Origin of the sequence: Sorangium sp. So ce1335, from assembly GCF_051521615.1 — a bacterium.
In the GTDB taxonomy this organism is placed as follows: Bacteria; Myxococcota_A; Polyangia; order Polyangiales; family Polyangiaceae; genus Sorangium.
Window position 1 is genome coordinate 6,551,072 of record NZ_CP150363.1, and the last position, 16,960, is coordinate 6,568,031.

A 16,960-nucleotide genomic window follows, 5' to 3' on the forward strand; every position below is an offset into this window, starting at 1 on the left:
TTGCCTCGCTGCGCCCCTGAAGGCAGGCTGGACGCATGGGCCACCCCGCCGAGAAGCCCCGCCGCGCCACGTACGCCGACATCGAGGCCGCGCCGCCGCACAAGGTGGCGGAGCTCATCCGCGGCGTGCTCCACGTCTTCCCCCGGCCGGCGCCGCGGCACGCGCGCGCGAGCTCGGGCCTCGGCGCAGAGCTCACCGGCCCGTTCGACCACGGCAAGAACGGGCCGGGCGGCTGGTGGATCCTCGACGAGCCCGAGATCCACTTCCCCGATCCGGCGTCACCGGGCGACGTGGAGGTCGTCGTGCCGGACATCGCCGGCTGGCGCCGCGAGCGCATGCCCGAGCTCCCCGAGACGGCCTATTTCTCGCTCGCTCCCGACTGGATCTGCGAGGTGCTGAGCCCGTCGACAGAGCAGGTCGACCGCAGGGAGAAGATGCCCCTCTACGCGCGCGAGGGCGTGCAGCACGCCTGGCTTCTCGACCCGATCCAGCGGACCCTGGAGGTCTTCTCGCTCACCCCGGGACGCGACTGGACCCGCACCGCCGTCCACCGCGACGCCGCGCGCGTCCGCGTTGCGCCCTTCGACGCCATCGAGCTCGAGCTCCGCGTGCTCTGGGCGACGTAGCGCCCCTCCGTCAGACAGACGCCTCCACCTCGCCCCCGCCGCCCCGCGCCCCCTCCCCGCGCTCCCCGCCGGCCGGCCCGCCGGGCCGCGCCGAGAGCAACTCGAGCAGCTCCTGCGTCGTCAGCTTCCCCGCCTCGTCCTTGCCGCCGAGCACCTGGGCCACGAGCGAGCGCTTCTGCTCGTGCAGCGACAGCATCTGCTCCTCGATCGTCCCCAGCGCCACGAGGCGGTAGATGGTGACCGGCCGCCGCTGGCCCAGCCGGTGCGCGCGGTCCGACGCCTGGTCCTCGACCGCGGGGTTCCACCAGGGATCGAGGTGGATCACGTTGGTGGCCGCCGTGAGGTTCAGGCCGAAGCCGCCCGCCCTGAGCGAGATGAGGAACAGCGGCGCCGTGCCCTCCTGGAACTCGAGGACCCGCTCGCCGCGCGCCTTCCGGGGCGTCTCACCGTCCAGGTAGACGTACCGGACGCCGCGCTCGTCGAGCGCCGCGCGCACGAGCGCGAGGTGCGACGTGAACTGGCTGAACACGAGCGCGCGCTGGCCCTCGGCCCGCAGCTCGTCGACGAGCTCCAGGAAGCGCTCGAGCTTGGACGAGACGAGCTCCGAGCGCGCGTCGTACAGGCGCGGGTGCGAGGCGAGCAGCCGCAGCCGCGTGAGCGCCGCGAGCACCTCGACGCGGCGCTCCTGCTCGCGCAGGACCGACCTGCGCGTCTCGAGCTCGGACAGCGCCGCGAGCCGCGCGTCCTCGTAGAGCTGCCACTCCGCGCCCGAGAGCACGACCGGCACGCGCACCTCGGTGCGCGCCGGCAGCTCGGACTCCACCTGCGCCTTCGTCCGCCGCAGCAGGAACGGGGCGAGCACGCGCGCCAGCGCGGGCGCCGCGGCGGGGTCGCTCTGCCGCTCGATCGGCGCCGCGTAGCGGCCGCGGAACGACTCCCAGCCGCCGAGCAGGCCGGGGAAGACCGCGGTGAAGAGGCTCCAGAGCTCGCCGAGGTGGTTCTCGATCGGCGTGCCCGAGAGCGCGAGCTTGAAGTCCGCCTGGAGCGCCCTCGCGGCGCGGGCGCGCTGCGTCGTCGCGTTCTTCAGGCCCTGGGCCTCGTCGAAGACGACCGTGGCGAAGCGCCGGGACGCGAGGCGCGCGGCGTCGCGCGCGAGCAGGCCGTAGCTGACCACCAGCACGTCGCCCGGGCCGAGCCACGCGAGCGCGTCGCCGCGATCGGCCGCGTCCGCGTAGTGCGTCAGGCGCAGCGACGGCGCGAAGCGCGCCGCCTCGTCCTTCCAGTTGAACGCCACCGAGGTCGGCGCGACGACGAGCGCCGGCCCGCGCTCGCTGCGATCGAGCAGCACGGCCAGCGCCTGCACCGTCTTGCCGAGGCCCATGTCGTCGGCGAGGACGCCCCCCGCGCCCCACGCCGCGAGCCGCGTGAGCCAGCGGAAGCCGTCGACCTGGTACGGGCGGAGCTCGGCGCGGAGCGCCGTAGGGACGGCGGGGCAGAGCTCGCCGGCCGCGGCGACGCGATCGACGAGCTGCCGGAACGCGCCGTCCGCCTCGAGCGCGGCGCCGGCCGCCTCGATCTCCCGCAGCACGCCGGCGGCCGAGGGGCCCACGGCGAGGCCGTTGCCGGTCGCGTGCACGTGGTCCGACAGGCGCTCGAGGTGGGCGCGCAGCGCCTCGTCCAGCTCCACGTACGTGCGGGGCTCGACCTCCACGTAGCGGTCCTTGCGGCGCGCGGCGTCGAGCAGCCGGGCCAGCTCCACCCGCTCGCCCTCGACGCTCAGGCCGCCGAGGAGGCCGAACCACGCGCGCTTCTTCTCGAGGACGACCTTGAGCGCCGGCGGGCCGCCGCTGCTCACGGCGCGCAGCGGCGCGCCCACCCACTCGAGCTCCGGCGGCGGATCGCGCCGCGCGCACGCCGCGAGCAGGTCGAGCGCCCCGTGCGCGCTGTCGAAGCGGTAGTGGAAAGGGCGCCCCTCCTCGAGCCGCTCGGCGCCGGCGAGCGGGAGCTCGGCGCACAGGGCGCGGGCGAACTCCTCTTCCCGCCGCAGGTCGCGCACGGCGTGCAGCGCCCTGTCCCCGCGGCGCACGTGGACGTCGCGCGCGCCCGCGCCCGGCGCGAGGGCGGGGCTGTCGGCGAGCGGCCGCACGCGCAGCTCCACCTCGACCGCGCCGTTCGGCTGGGGCGAGAGCCGCAGCACCGGGAGCAGCAGCGCGGGGACCGACTCGCCCATCACGCTGCGCGGCATGGCGACGGGCACGCGCTGCGCCCACCGCGCGAGCGCGGCGAGCAGGGCGGCGTGGCTCTCGGGCGGGAAGAGGTTGCCCTCGCGCAGGAGCACGTCGAGCAGCGACCGCACCTCGGCCTTGACGTCGAGCAGCGTGAGCCGGCGCGCGCCCTGGTCCCAGTCCCACAGGAACAGCACGTCCTCGGGGCGGGCCCGGCGCGCGCGCTCGAGCAGCGCGGCGGGCAGCGCCGTCCCGTCGACGCCGGCGCTCACCCGCACGACGCCGTGGCGCTCCTCCGCGACGAGCCCCACCGGCGCGCGCTCGACGCGCACCGCCACGTGCGGCGCCTCGTCGAGGAAGACGCGCGGGTGGCCGACGAGCGCCTCGACGAGCGCCCGCGGCGCGAACCCGTCGCCCTCGGGCAAGAGCGCCGCGGCGCGGGCGTCCTCGGAGGAGAGCCGCGCGCCGTGCTCCTGGAGGAGGCGCTTCCGGCCGACCCGGGTGCCCGCGCTGCGCTGGCCCTTCTTGCCGATCCGGTGGACCCACGCCTCGACGGCGACGCCGACGTCCTCGACCGCGCGCAGGCGGTAGGTGATATCGACGCCGGCGCGCCCGCCGGGGCCCTCGTCGAGGGCGCGGTCGAGCGCCAGCAGCGTGCGCTCCCAGGCGGGGCGCCCGAGCTCCTCGAGCGCCTCGAAGAACGCGTCGCCCGGGGGCTGGCGCAGCCAGAGCAGCGCCGCGTCGATCGCCGCGAGCACGTGGACGCAGTCGCCCGCGCCGCAGGAGCACTCGGCGCGGAGCGCGCCCGGCGCGAGGGTGATCCGCGCCTCGGGCCGGACGAAGCCGACGCCGGCGCGCTGCGACTCGAACGGCAGCAGGTCGTCGAAGCGGAAGCCGGGCAGCGCCTTGTCGAAGCGCAGGGCGCCGGCCTGGACGCAGGCCTGTAGCGCCCGCTCGCGGCGCGGGGCCACCGCGTCCGGCACGCGGGCGCGCAGGACGCACAGCCGCTCGTGCGCCGGCAGGGCCCGCGGCTCGTCCGGCGGCCGCAGCAGCGACGGGACCTCGGCGCGCGCCCGCGCCGCGTCGGCGCGCTCGTCCTCGAGGAAGCGCCAGACGGCGGGCGGCAGCGCGTCGCGCAGGCGCGGGGACGGCAGCCACGCGAGCGCGCGCGCGAGCTCGTCGGCGCTCGCGAGATCGATGAGGCGCCGCCGCGCGCCGAGCACCCGCAGCTCGGGCCAGAGGGCGGGGTCGACGCGCGGCGCCGCCGCCTCGAGGTTCAGCCGCGCGAGGTGCGCGACGCCGTGTCGCGCGAGCCAGGCGACGAGGGCCTCCCGGGTCTCGAAGGGCGCCGCCGGCGCGGCGGGGGTGGCGGCGGTGGCGGCCTGGACGTCGTCTGCCATGTCGGGCCGCGTAACGTTGTGGGTGCGCGGGTCCGGTTCAAGCGCATTCGGGCCGGCCGCGGGCCGTGACGGCGACCTCTCCGCGCGGCGCGCCGGATCCCCGGGGCGGCCTCCCGGCGCCGGCCCGGCCCGGGCCGTTCAGACGCGGATCACGATCTTCCCGAAGTGCGCGCCGGACTCCAGGTACCTCATCGCCTGCCGCGCCTCGTCGAACCCGAACACCCGATCGATCACCGGCTTGATCCGGTGCGCCACGAGCACCCGGTTCATCTCCTCGAACATCACCCGGCTCCCGACGAACACAGGCGACACATGGAGCCTCTTCTGCTCGATCGCCTTCGGATCCGGCGCCCCCCACGCCCCGCTCAGGAGCCCGATCAGCGCGATGTGCCCCCCTTCCCGCGCCGCCCGGATCGACCTCGGCAGCGTCTCCTCCCCGCCGACCTCCATCACGTGGTCCACGCCCTGCCCCCCCGTCACCTCCAGCACCTTCTCCTCCCAGTCAGGGTGCTTCCGGTAATTGATTCCTTCATCCGCCCCGAGCTCGCGCGCCCGGGCCAGCTTCTCGTCCTTGCTCGACGTGGCGATGACCCGCGCCCCCAGCGCGCGCGCGAGCTGCAGCGCGAAGATCGACACGCCGCCCGTGCCCTGCACGAGCACCGATTGCCCCGCCTGCAGCTTTCCCTGCGGCACCAGCGCGTGCCAGGCCGTCACCGCCGCGCACGGCAGCGTCGCGCCCTCCTCGAAGCTCATGTGCTCGGGCAGCGGCACGAGCCCCTCGGCGTCGAGCGCCACGAGCTCCGCCAGCACCCCATCCGTGCTCCCGGCCCCCAGCGCCCGGTCCCGGAGCTGCACCGGCTCGCCGTCGGTCCACGTCTGGAAGAACGTCGGCGTCACCCGGTCCCCCACCTTGACCCGCGTCACCCCCTCTCCCACCGCCACGACCTCGCCAGCCCCGTCCGAGACCGGGATCACCGGCCGCGTCACCGGCTGCAGGTAACCGCCCTTCGCGAGCAGCAGATCGCGGTAGTTCAACGACACGGCCCGTATCCGCACGAGCGCCTGCCCCGGTCCCGCCTGCGGCGCGTCCCTCTCGACCGGCACCCACGCATCCGCTCCCCCGGCTGTTTGCAGCTCGTATGCCTTCATGTGCTCATCTCCTGGCCATCGAATACCGCCCAAAGGCGCGATCCGACGCCGCTGAGCGCGACGTCGGGCGCGGCGACCGCGCGACTATAGGGCCGGATCGCTGGCGTCGACATCGAGCAGCCGTCGCGCCGCGTCACGGTCCTGTCATGAGCTCGCTGGATCGTGCCGAGAACGGACAGGCCCGTCGCCGCATGAGCTCACGTGGCGCAGGCGACGACGTCCGGCGCCATTGTGCGAGCGCGTGAGGGCACGTCCGCGAGGAGCGCTCTGCGCAAGAACGTGCAGGAACGCGCGCTGTCCTGGATTCTCAGGGTCCCGCGCTCGCGGTACGCTCAGGACATGCCCCGGTCCCTGGCCCCAGCGCGTCGCCCGAGAGGGAGCTCGATGCGCCTGGAGCACAGAGGCGGCACGGAGGTGTTCGATCGTGTTCCAACCATCCTCGTTCGATCCACAGCCCGAATCGCAGAGAAAAGACAGCGCGCGCTCCGCGGTGCTCGCCGCCGCCGCGCTCGCTGAGCGACCCGCCGACTCCCGCCCTGCGTCCTCGCGCCGCGCCGGACGGGACGAGCCCCGCGCCAGGCCGCAGCGAGGCCGCCTCGTCCACGGCCGATACCAGCTCGAGCAGCCGCTCGGGCGCGGCGCCATGGGCGAGGTCTGGCGCGCGCACGACACCGTCCGGCGCGTCGACGTCGCGCTCAAGTTCCTCGTCGTACCGCGCCATGGGCGGCACCTCGACGCGATCGAGCGGTTCCGGCTCGAGGCCCGGGTCGCGGCGCAGCTCGGGCAGAAGACCGCCGGCGTCGTCGCGGTGCACGACGCCGGCGAGGACGCGGCGGCGGGCCCGTACCTCGTCATGGAGTACGTGCGCGGCAGCTCGCTGCTGCAATGGCTGCAGGAGCGAGGGCCGATGTCTGCCGCGGAGCTCGCGCCGCTCCTCCGCCAGCTCGGCGAGGCGCTCTCCGCGGCGCACGGCCTCGGCGTCGTGCACCGCGACATCAAGCCGTCGAACATCCTCCTCGTCGAGGGAAGCGACGGCCATCTGCGCGCCAAGATCGCCGATTTCGGGATCGCGAAATGGGTCGGTGAGGATCGGCCGGTCGACTTCCGCCGCCGGACGGCGGACGGCGTGGTGCTGGGCACGCCGGCCTACCTGAGCCCGGAGCACACGTGCGAGGGGCAGGCCGGGCCGCACCTCGACATGTGGTCGCTCGCCGTCGTCGCGCACGAGGCGCTCACCGGGCAGCAGCCGTTCCCGGGCCGCAACCTGGCCGCGGTGCTCGCCTCCATCCTCGTCGGCGCGCGGCCGCCGCTGACGACGGTGTGCCCGGGAGCGCCGCCCGCGCTGGAGGCGTGGTTCGCGCGCGCCTTCGCGATAAGCCCGTCGGAGCGGTTCCCGGGCGTCGAGGCGATGGTGGCGGCCTTCGTGGCCGCGGCGGGCGCGCCGGCCGCGGCGCCGTCCGGCGCGCGGGCGCGGCGCGGGCCGCGGCGCCTGCGGCTCGCGGCCGCGGGCATCGCCGTGGCGCTCGGGGTGGCGCTCGCCGCGCACCTTCTCTGGAGGCCGTCCGGGAGCGCCGGCGCGCGCGGCGCGGACGAGGCCCTCCGCGAGGCGGCGCGCGCGGCCGGCCGCGCGGTCCACGCGGCGCAGGGCGCGACCGCGCGGCTCCTGGGACGGCAGGGCGCCAGTCCCTGACGGCGCCCGCCGTCGTCCGCTCCACCGACCGGGATCGCGCCGGCCTCCGCCGGCGCCCGCTCATCCGACGAGCAGCGGCCGGAACTCGTCGGGCAGGGAGCCCGCGTCAGCGGCGCGCCGGAGGTTGTCCCGGCAGACGGCGCACGTCGGGGCGTGCTCGCGGTAGCTGTCCGTGAGGCCGTCGAGGCGGAAGATGCCGGCGGCCGCGGCCTCGGTGTTCGGGTGCACGTGAAACTGGACCGGCAGGCCGAGCGCATGGAGCGGCTCGCCGTCGCCTCGCAGCACATAGAGCGAGAAGGACGCATCGTCGCGCGGGCGCCACCCGTCGACGGAGAACACACAGGGCGCCTCCCCCGCGGCGCCCGCGTGCCGGCGGAGAAAGCACATGTCGCCAGCGTACGAGACGAGCTCGTCGAGATCGGTCGCCACCGAGACGGGGATCGGGCGCTCGAGCCACCGCTCGAAGGCGAGCCACACGGCCGCGAGGACCTTCGGATCGGAGGCGGCGTGCTCGTCCACCACGAACGCGCCGTCGGGGTCGCTCGCCTCCGAGGGGCCGCGCGCGCCGTAGATCGACGCCAGGGCCGAGAGCGCGATCTCGGCGTCGAGCGGCGCGCCGTCGCGCTCCGCGTCGCACGCGGCCGCGAAGGCCGCGGCGTCGATCCGGGTCGCGAGCCCGGCGCGGCGGAGGCTCGCGAGCACGTCCTCGGGGCGCAGGGGGGTCGTCATGGGGTCATGTCATCCGGCCAGCGCATTCGCCGGTGCCGCCGCGGGATCTCGGCTCACGCCCCCAGGGGCACCCTCGCCGCATGGTGCACGATGCCGACGAGGAAGGATAGCGCCGCCGGGTCCGGCGCGTCTGCCGGAGGCCGAGGCCACAGCAGACGCGCCGGCCGCCGGCCCGCTCACCAGCTCAGCGCTCGGCAGTGGATCTCCAGCGTCCGGATCGGCCCCGCGACCGTGTCGTACCGGAGATCCAGCCCCGTCATCACCTCCTGGGGCGGGCAGCTCAGGGTCTGGATGTTCCCGGCGTACCCGATCGCCCAGGGGGAGTAGAAAGGCGCTGCGACGTCGAGCGCCATCCCGGTCGCGTCCTTGTGAGCGTAGATGATGCGCACGTCCTTCACGTGGGAGCCGGGGTTCACCCTGAGCTGCAGCCCGATGGGATAGGAGTCGATCGCGGGGACCGCGGTCCAGAGCACGCCGGGGCGGTAGCTCGGCGCGGCAAAGATGTTGATGTTCGCGAAGTTGCCGTTCTGCGGAAGGGCGGCATTCAGGAGATTGAACTCCCGGCACCTGCCCTCCATCCTGGCGATGAACTGGGCGGGATTGGCGACGGGCTCCTGGTTCACGCCGAGATCTGTCAAAAAGTACCCACTACCATAATCGAGGTTGCAGTGAAGGGACTGCGGGACCGAGAGGTTGGCGACGAGGCCCGAGCTCCAGCTCGTGGTCGACGCGGAGCTGCTGACTGTCCAGTTCTCCGAGAGGGGCGGCGCGTCCACCGCGAGATCGGGGTCGGCCGTGTCGACGGCGCAGCCGGCGGCGGACAGGGCGAAGAGCGCGAATGCAAAGCGAACCATGCGCATGACGGTGTCTCCTCAGCTATCTTGTTGTCGAGGCAGAGGCGCCGGCCGCCCGGCGGGCCAGGACTGGCCCGGTCGCGGCGGCGCCTCGCGACGGGGCGCCATCGCAAGCGCCTTGCCAGCGCCCGCCGGGGGCGACGTCGCGACATCCGCTGAAGACCACCAGGCAGCCGTCGCGAGCTCCGCTCACGGCCGTGGGATGCCGGAAGCCTGCGTGACCACGCACAGCGGGACCCCTGCGCGGCCCTCGCCGCGCGCGAGGCGCGACAGCGCCGCGCAGGCGCCCCCCGGCCCCACGCCGGCCGTCCCCCTGTCACATCGCCCCTGTCACATCGCCCCTGTCACATCGTCCCCTGTCACACGCCCTGTGGCAGGGGCAGTGGCAGCGCGCGCCCGTACAGGGCGATATCGCTCACCAGTACCTCGGGTCAGAAATCCTGCCAGGGCTCTGCTCTGCCCCGCGAGCAGAAAAGAGGTCAACGCAACGACGCAAAACTACGCGAATTTGGCGTCTTTTTGCGCCTTTGCGCCTTTGCGTTGAAATCTCTCCGGATCCCTGGCCGCGCTCCTGGTACGTGGGGACTACCTGGCGACACCGCTCAGGGCGATACCCGACGCAGCGCGCCGCCGGCGGGCGCGAGGGGCGGGCACTCGATCGTCTCGGCGAGCCCCCCGGCGAACGCGTCGGTCACGAACACGCCCGCCCCGGTCGGCCCCGGCGCCCAGCGGCGCAGCGCCTCGGGCGCGTCCGCGTGCAGCAGGAGGCGCGGGAGGACCTCGGGGCTCGCGCCGGCCCGCGCGCCGAGCTCCGCCCACAGCTCGAGCGCCCAGCCGAGCGCCCGCTCCGGCGCGCGCTCGTACGGCGCGGGCAGCGTCGCCAGCAGCGCGTCGGCGCTCTCGACGACGAGCGTCGCCCCGATCCGGAACAGCGCGCCCCGCGCCGCCTGGATCAGCCCCTCCACGTCGGCCAGCGCCTCGTCCGCGGCGTCGTCCGGCGCGGCCAGCCGGGCCTCGACGAGCAGCGCGGTGCTCGGCCCGAGCGGCGCGCCGGCGGCGCCTGGCGAAGGCGCCGCGCCGGCGGCGCCTGGCGAAGGCGCCGCGCCGGAGGCCGCCCCCGCGGCGCCCGGCGCGTCGACCGCGCTGCGAAGCGCCGCGAGCAGCTCGGCGATGGTCGCGTACCGGTCCGCCGGCTCCTTCGCGAGGCAGCGGCGCACGACGGCGTCGAACGCGGCCGACACCGGCGCGCGCTCGCTCGGGCAGGGCGGCGGCGCGCGCAGGTGCATCTCCTCGGTCTCGACCGCGTTCGCGCCCTGGAACGGCAGCTCGGCCGTCACGAGCTGGTAGGCGAGCAGGCCGACCGCGTAGATGTCCGTGCGCGCGTCCACCGCGCCGCCCAGGATCTGCTCCGGCGCCATCGTGAGCGGCGTGCCGACGATCAGGCTGCTCTTGCCGCCGCGCGCGCCGCCCGGCGGATCGAGGAGCTTGGCGATGCCGAAATCGACGAGCTTGACGCCGCGCGCGCCGCCCCCGCCGGCGGCGGGGAGGATCATGACGTTCTGGGCCTTCACGTCGCGGTGCACGACGCCGATCGCGTGCGCGGCCGCGAGCGCGCCGCCGACCTCCTCGAGCAGCGCGACCGCCTCGGCCGGCGAGAGCGCGCCGCGCGCGCGGAGCTCGGCCGCGAGCGTCCGGCCCTCGACCCACTCCATCGCGATGTACGGCCGGCCGTCGTCGAGCGCGCCGACGCCGCGGACCTCGACGATCGCCGGGTGCCTCAGCCGCGCGAGCACCTCCGCCTCCTGCTGGAAGCGCCGGAGCATCCCTGGCAGCAGCGACAGCTCGCGGCGGAGCACCTTCAGCGCGACCGCCGCGCCGCCCCCGAGCGGCCAGGCGCGGTGCACGACGCCGAAGCCGCCCGCGAGGCGCACCTCGTCGAGCCGGTACCCACCGACCACCGCGCCGGCGGGGAGCGCGTCGCCGGCGGCGATCGTCTGCAGCTCCTCGGGGCGACCCGAGATGACGGCTGTCGCTTCGGGTTCGGGGGGGAGCTCGGCAGGCGGGAGCATGGCGACCTACCCCAGTATACTCGGGCCCCATGCGCTGCTCCGAGTGCCATCGCCGCCTCCCCGGGCACGCCGGCGCCGCATGTCCGGAGCACCCGCGCGCGGCGCCGCCGGCGCGCGGCGCCGCCGAGGTGGTCGATCCCGAGCCCCCCCCGCGCATCCCCGGGTTCCGCGTCGAACAGATGCTCGGGCAGGGCGGGTTCGCGCGCGTCTACGCGGCGACGCGCGAGGGCGACGGCCGCGCCGTGGCGCTCAAGGTGGCGCGGCGGCACGACGACGGCCGGATCGCGCGCGAGGCCGCGGCGCTCGCCCTCCTCGCGCCGCCGTGGGTGCCGGCGCTGCTCGGCCGCGGCCACGCCGCGGACCTGCGGCCGTTCCTCGCGCTGGAGCGGCTCGCGGGCGGCTCGCTCGCGTCGCGCCTCGCGGACCTGCCGGGCGCTGGCGCGGCGCCGCTCGAGGAGGCGGCGGCGCTCGCGCGCGCCGTCGCGGCGGCGCTCGACGCCGTCCACGACGCGGGGATCGTGCACCGCGATCTCAAGCCCGAGAACGTGTGGCTGCGGCCCGGGGGAGAGGTCGCGCTCATCGACTTCGGCCTCGCGGCGCCCGCGCGCGGCGCGGCGGGCGCGGACGGCGCGGACGGTGCGAGGGCCGCGCTCGGCCCCGACCTGACGCGCACCGGCGCCGTCCTCGGGACGGCGGCGTACATGGCGCCGGAGCAGTGCCTCGGCGCGGGCGCCTTGGACCCGCGGGCGGACGTGTACGCGCTCGGCGCGATGATCTTCGAGCTGCTCACCGGCCGGCCGCCGTTCGTCGGCGAGGCGGCGGAGGTGCGGCAGGCCCACGTGGCGCGCCGGCCCGCTCCGCCGTCGGCGTTCGCGCGGCTGCCGGCGGCCGTCGACGAGGTCGTCCTCCGCTGCCTGGCGAAGGACCCCGGGGCCCGCCCGGCCCGCGCGGGCGACGTGGCGCGCGCGCTCACGGCGGCGCTGGAGGCGCGCGCAGCCTCGTCCGGCGGGGGCGCTGTCGTGTCGGACGCGCGCACTGCGGCCCCGGACGCGCGCACTGCGGCCCCGGACGCGCGCACTGCGGCTCCCGACGCGCGCACTGCCGACCCCGAGGCGCACGAAACCAGCGGCTCGGGCGCGCGCACTGCGGCCCCGGACGCGCGCACTGCGGCCCCGGACGCGCGCACTGCGGCCCCCGACGCGCGCACTGCGGCTCCCGACGCGCGCACTGCGGCGGCTCCCGACGCGCGCACTGCGGCTCCCGACGCGCGCACTGCGGCTCCCGACGCGCGCACTGCGGCTCCCGACGCGCGCACTGCGGCTCCCGACGCGCGCACTGCGGCTCCCGGCGCGCGCACTGCGGAGCCCGGCGCGCGCACTGCGGAGCCCGCCCCGCGTCGGCCCGTGGCGCTGCTCGCCCTGCGCAGCCGCGAGCGCACCGGCGCGCTGGTCGTCGACATCGCGCGCGCCGAAGGCGGCATCCTGGCGCGGTTCCGCGGGGAGCACACGGTGCTCGCCTTCCCCGCCGCCGCCGCGCCGGGCGACGGAGTGCGCGCGGCGGTGCGGGCGGCCCGGCACCTCGTCGCCGCCGGCCTGGCGAATCCGCCCCTCGTGGTCCACGTGGCGCCGCTCCGGGTTCGCGAGGGCGCACACGGCGTCACGCTCGCGGGCACCGCCCTGGAGACCGCCGAGGCGTGGGGGGCCGGCCGAGGCGGGGCCGGCCAGGACGAGCCTGGCCGGGAAGAACCCGGCCAGAACGAGCTCGGCCCCGCCGCTCCCGCGATCCTCACGCCCGAGGCGCAGCGCGCGCTCGCCGAAGGCCCGCACGGCGCGCCCCCGCCCCGCGACGCGCCCCCCGCCCCGCGCCAGGCGCCGCCCGGCGCGCCCGGCGACGCCGCCCTGCGCGGCCGCGACGCCGCGCTCGCCGGGGCCCTCGCCGCCGTCCAGGAGGCGCTCGCCGGCGGCGGGCCGGCGCTCGTCACCGTCCTCGGCGCCGAGGGGCACGGCAAGACCCGCTTCCTCGGCGCGCTCGCCGCGGCGCTCCGCGCCGGCGGCGCCGCCGTGCACGCCGCGGCCGCGCCAGGGCCCGAGGCCGCCGAGCGCGGCGCGACCCTCGTCGCCCTCCTGCGCGCAGCCCTGGATCTGCCGGCCAGCGGCGCGCTCGACGCCACCGCCGACACGGCGCTCGCGCGCCGCCTGGGCCCGCCCGAGGCCGCCCGCGCGTGGCCGGCCGTGGGGCTCGCCCTCGGCCGGCTCGCCGGCCAGGACCCCGCGGCCGCGCCCCTGCTCGAGGCGGCGGGCGCGCGCCGCCTCGCCGAGGCCCGGGCCCTCGCCGCCGCCCTCGCCGCCGCCGCGCCGCTCGCGCTGCTGCTCGACGACGCCGACCGCGCGGACGCCGCCGCCCTCGACGCGCTCGAGCTGGCCACCGCCGAGGGAAGCCCGGCGCGCCTCGCCGTCGTGCTCGCGGCCCGGCCGTCCATCGCGTCGCTCCGCCCGCGCCTCGGCGACCGCGCCGCCCGCCGCCTCGCGCTCGACCTCGGCCCGCTCGACGACGACGCCGCGGGCGCGCTGCTCCAGGACCACCTGCGCCCGGTGGAGTTCATCCCCCGCCCCGTCCTCGACCACCTGCGCGCGCTCGGGCGCGGCGTCCCGCGCGATCTCGTGGAGATCGCCTGCGCCCTGCGCGCCGGCGGCGCGATCCGGCGCGCCCCGGGCGGCGAGGGCTGGGCCCTCGCGCCCGACGAGCTGCTCTCCCTCTCCGCCGCGCCGCTCGGCGAGCGCCTCGCCGCCCGCGCGGTCGCGGCCCTGCCGCCGCCGCTCGCCGACCTGCTCGAGCGCGCGGCGATCGTCGGCGACGACCTCTCCCCGGCCGACCTCGAGGCCGCCCTCGACGCCCCGGGCGCGCCGCCGCCGGCCGGCGCGCTCGACCCGGGCGTCGGCCTCGCGCGCCTCGCCCGCGCCGGCGTGCTCGTCGCGCTGCCGGCGTCGCCGCCGCGCTACGCCTTCCGGCACCCGCTCCTGCGCGAGGCGGTCGAGGCCCGCACCCCGCCCGCCCGCCGCCGCGCGCTGCACGCCGCCGTCCTCCGGCGCCTCCTCGACGCGCCGCCCGCCGCGGGCGCGCGCGCCCGGATCGCCCGCCACGCCGCCGCCGCGGGCGACGCCCGCACCGCCGCGGCGGCCCACGCCGAGCTCGCGGAGGAGGCGCTCGCCCGGCACGACGTCATCGAGGCCGAGCAGCGCTTCACCGCGGCCCTGCGCCTGCTCGACGGCGGCGACGACGCGGCCCGCGGTTTGGCGCTCGCGGCGCTCGCGGGCCGCGGCCGGGCGCGCTACCGCCTGCAGCGGCTCGACGAGTCGCTCGCCGACCTGCGCGCCGCCCGGGCGCTCGCCGAGGCCGCGGGCGACAGGGGCCGCGCGGCGGAGCTGCTGCTCGAGGAGGCGACAGCGCTCGACTGGCTCGAGGACTTCCCCGCCTCCGCGGAGGCCTCCGCGCGCGCGGCGGAGCTCTGCGCGGGCCTCGGCGACGCGCGCCTCGACGCGCGCTGCCTCTTCGCGAGCGGCCGCTCGGACTGCCGCGGCCAGCGCCTCGACGAGGGGATCCCCAAGGTCGAGCAGGCCGCCCGGGACGCGCTCGCCCTCGGCGACCACGAGACGCACGTCATCGCCCGGAACCTGCTCGTCGGCGCGCTCTCGGTGGCCGGCCGCCTCGACGAGGCCGAGCGCCACAGCGACGCCGTCGTCGAGGCCTGCCGGCGCGCCGGCGACGCCTTCCACCTGTGCGGCGCGCTCATCAACCGGGTGTTCATGTGGATGAAGCGCCACGAGGAGGACCGGGCCCTCGTGGAGCAGCGCGAAGCCGTCCGCCTCGCCCGCGAGCTCGGCCACGCCCAGCTCGAGCGCCTCGCGACGCTGAACCTCGCCGAGATGCGCTTCTGGATGGGCGCGCCGGACGAGGCCCTGCCGCTCGCGCGCCGCAGCCTCGACCTCCAGCGGCGCTTCTTCAACCAGCGCCCGTCGCCCGACGACGCCCTGCTCCTCGCCCGCATCCACCTCGCCCGCGGCGAGGACGACGCGGCGGCCCGCCACCTCGCCGAGGCGCGCGCGAGCGTCTCCGAGCCCGACCTCACCCCCTGCGCCCTGACGCTGGCACGCCTGGTGCAACTTGCGCTGGACGACCGGGCAGCCGGTCGGTTCGACGCCGCGGCGTGGCGCGCCCTCGTGGACGAGGCGCGGCGCACCGAGGTGATGCACGAGCGCGCCGAGGCCCTGCACAGCGCGATCGTCTCGGCGCTCCGCGCGGGCGCCGGCGGCGAAGCGCGCCTGTTCCTGGCGGAGGCGAGGGCGGCCTCGGCGGGCTTCTGGCAGCAGCGGCTCGACGAGGTCGAGCGCGCGCTCGCCGCGCCGGCAGCCACCGGCGCTGCGTGAACCGGCGATCCGGCCTGCCCGGCCCAAAGAAAGGACCTGACCGCGTGATGACCTACCGGATCCCTGGGTTGCTTGTGTTCTGTCTCGGGCTCTCGAGCGCCGGCGCGGGCTGCGCCGCTGCCGGCGACGACGCGTCCTCGCTCGACGGGCCGACGCGCTCCACGCTGGGGGCCGGGCCCATGACGGCCACCGGCACGGTGGCCGACGTCGACGTATTCGCCGACGCGCTGGTGCCGTACATGGACGCGGTGCAGGCCGTGTACACCAACGGCCTCTCCGCCGAGGCGCTCACCCGCAACGCGCTGATCACGAACCTCCGCGCCAACCGCGCCATGGTGATGCTGCCGCTCGCCACAGCGACCTACGCCGACGACAGCGTGCACGAGGTGCTCCGCTACAGGCTCCGCCACGAGCCGACGCGCGAGGTGATGAGCTATCTCGTCTCGTGCGCCCTCGAGCAGGGCCAGAGCGTCTCGTACACCGACACCCGCACGGGCGACACCTACGAGTTCCCCGGCGAGATCGGTATCTGCCCTCACTGGAACAGGCAGGGGGTGCATCAGGGCTCCGGGGGCGCGAAGTGCCGGCAGCTCATCACGGCGTGCCTGCTCGCGCATGTGAACCCCACCGGCCGCAGCATCACCATCTCGCTGCGCGGGCAAGCGTTCCCGGATCATCGGCCGGGGCTCCTCTCGCCGGGGCCCTCCGTGCGCGTGGGGACCGCGACAGAGGACGACGAGCCCATCGCGAGCTTCGCGCCGTGCAGGACCGATACGCGGGGCCTGTCGCGCAACTGTGGCTGGACGGCCGAGCACGTCGGCATGTGCAGCCCGGGCTCGACGGTGACCCTCGGCGCCGGCGGCAAGCCCGTGGACGCATGCGACGACGACCTCCCGGTCGCCGGCGGGCCGTCCGACGATGACACGGTCCTCCGCATCTGCGACGGCATCCACGGCTGCAACGCCCGCTCGCCCGCTCACATCGCCCAGAGCGAGGTGCGCTGCAGCGGCCGCCGCGAGCCCGCGCTCCGCTTCGAGTGCCCGAGCAGCGGTTACTTCAGCGTGATGAGCGGCCCACGGCTGTCCCGCCGCCCGAGCGGCGCGCCCGGGAAGGACGGAGCCCCGGCGTCTCGGAAGATCGACGCCTTCAGCGTCGCGAGCCGCCCGTCGCCCGTCGGCGTGTCGGGGACCGACGACCTCCGTACCTCCGAGCCGGCGCCGTTTCGGCCCGCTGTGTATCCGGCGCAGGAGGCGAACGTCTTTCGCTGGCGCGAGGGCGCGTTCTACGGGAATTTCTGGACCGAGGAGAACCCGCTTCACCCCAAGTTCACGCCGGAGATGAACGAGGTGGACGAGGAAGGGAACTTCTATCCCGCGCCGCGCGACGGAGCGGTCGTGTTTCGACACGCGTACGCCTGCACGGGCGAGTTCTGGGACGACGAGATCGCCTATCAGAAAGACCGCCTCTGCGCCGGCGGCCACGACGACGACGGCGACGGCGACGACGACGACGACTGCGTCGCGCACCCTGTGGGCGCCTGCGGCGATTCGTACAACATCACGAATTGCCCGCCGCTTCATCAGTGCGCCCTCGACGACGGCGGGCTCGTGGCGGGCGACGGGGATTTCCAGGAGTGCACGGGCGGTGGCGGCACATGGCACCACCCGATCACGTCCTTTCTCAACGATCCGGTGGACGTCGTCCGGCGACCCAGGCGCCCGGGTCCGGAGCAGTCCTCCCCCGGAGGGTCCGATCCGTCGACGACGCCGCCGCTCTGCCCTTGATCGCCGTCGA

9 protein-coding genes are annotated in these 16,960 nt (G+C 76.6%); 4 read left to right on the plus strand and 5 right to left on the minus strand.

All coding sequences use genetic code 11. The features are described 5' to 3' along the window. Window positions 1–35: 35 nt before the first annotated feature. Window positions 36–626, plus strand: a complete 591-nt coding sequence (locus tag WMF24_RS24190; protein WP_437729729.1) for a Uma2 family endonuclease — start codon at window positions 36–38, stop codon at window positions 624–626. A gap of 10 nt (window positions 627–636) precedes the next feature. Here WMF24_RS24190 and WMF24_RS24195 read toward each other — a convergent pair whose 3' ends face one another. Together WMF24_RS24195 and WMF24_RS24200 are read right to left on the minus strand one after the other, a co-directional pair. Continuing rightward, the gene (locus WMF24_RS24195) at window positions 637–4,251 is read right to left on the minus strand and encodes an SNF2-related protein (RefSeq protein ID WP_437729730.1); all 3,615 of its coding nucleotides are present in this window, start codon (window positions 4,249–4,251) and stop codon (window positions 637–639) included. Between the two features lie 138 nt (window positions 4,252–4,389). Next, complete coding sequence (locus WMF24_RS24200) at window positions 4,390–5,400, minus strand: zinc-dependent alcohol dehydrogenase family protein (RefSeq protein ID WP_437729731.1); 1,011 nt, start codon at window positions 5,398–5,400, stop codon at window positions 4,390–4,392. A gap of 424 nt (window positions 5,401–5,824) precedes the next feature. Between WMF24_RS24200 and WMF24_RS24205 the strand changes: the two genes are divergently transcribed. Next, window positions 5,825–7,090: a serine/threonine-protein kinase gene (locus WMF24_RS24205; protein ID WP_437729732.1), complete on the plus strand. Its 1,266-nt coding sequence runs from the start codon at window positions 5,825–5,827 to the stop codon at window positions 7,088–7,090. Window positions 7,091–7,150: 60 nt separating this feature from the next. On the opposite strand, the gene WMF24_RS24210 is transcribed toward WMF24_RS24205, so the two are convergent. The 3 genes from WMF24_RS24210 to WMF24_RS24220 form a co-directional block, all read right to left on the minus strand. Continuing rightward, the gene (locus WMF24_RS24210; protein WP_437729733.1) at window positions 7,151–7,819 is read right to left on the minus strand and encodes a hypothetical protein; all 669 of its coding nucleotides are present in this window, start codon (window positions 7,817–7,819) and stop codon (window positions 7,151–7,153) included. Window positions 7,820–7,995: 176 nt separating this feature from the next. After that, on the minus strand, window positions 7,996–8,457 hold the full coding sequence (locus tag WMF24_RS24215; protein WP_437729734.1) for a hypothetical protein: 462 nt from the start codon (window positions 8,455–8,457) through the stop codon (window positions 7,996–7,998). An 818-nt stretch (window positions 8,458–9,275) separates the two neighbouring features. Then, the gene (locus WMF24_RS24220; RefSeq protein WP_437729735.1) at window positions 9,276–10,742 is read right to left on the minus strand and encodes a serine/threonine-protein kinase; all 1,467 of its coding nucleotides are present in this window, start codon (window positions 10,740–10,742) and stop codon (window positions 9,276–9,278) included. Window positions 10,743–10,771: 29 nt separating this feature from the next. Here WMF24_RS24220 and WMF24_RS24225 point away from each other — a divergent pair, with 29 nt between their 5' ends. Together WMF24_RS24225 and WMF24_RS24230 are read left to right on the plus strand one after the other, a co-directional pair. Next, complete coding sequence (locus WMF24_RS24225) at window positions 10,772–15,166, plus strand: protein kinase domain-containing protein (protein ID WP_437729736.1); 4,395 nt, start codon at window positions 10,772–10,774, stop codon at window positions 15,164–15,166. A gap of 44 nt (window positions 15,167–15,210) precedes the next feature. Beyond that, window positions 15,211–16,950, plus strand: coding sequence for a hypothetical protein (locus WMF24_RS24230; protein ID WP_437729737.1), 1,740 nt, complete (start codon window positions 15,211–15,213; stop codon window positions 16,948–16,950). The last annotated feature ends 10 nt before the right edge of the window (window positions 16,951–16,960 follow it).

What these genes read in the sequence shown, in the direction of transcription:
- WMF24_RS24190 (WP_437729729.1), top strand. Translation starts at nt 36, where the DNA reads ATGGGCCACCCCGCCGAGAAGCCCCGCCGCGCCACGTACGCCGACATC.
- WMF24_RS24195 (WP_437729730.1), bottom strand. Translation starts at nt 4,251, where the DNA reads ATGGCAGACGACGTCCAGGCCGCCACCGCCGCCACCCCCGCCGCGCCG.
- WMF24_RS24200 (WP_437729731.1), bottom strand. Translation starts at nt 5,400, where the DNA reads ATGAAGGCATACGAGCTGCAAACAGCCGGGGGAGCGGATGCGTGGGTG.
- WMF24_RS24210 (WP_437729733.1), bottom strand. Translation starts at nt 7,819, where the DNA reads ATGACGACCCCCCTGCGCCCCGAGGACGTGCTCGCGAGCCTCCGCCGC.
- WMF24_RS24220 (WP_437729735.1), bottom strand. Translation starts at nt 10,742, where the DNA reads ATGCTCCCGCCTGCCGAGCTCCCCCCCGAACCCGAAGCGACAGCCGTC.
- WMF24_RS24225 (WP_437729736.1), top strand. Translation starts at nt 10,772, where the DNA reads ATGCGCTGCTCCGAGTGCCATCGCCGCCTCCCCGGGCACGCCGGCGCC.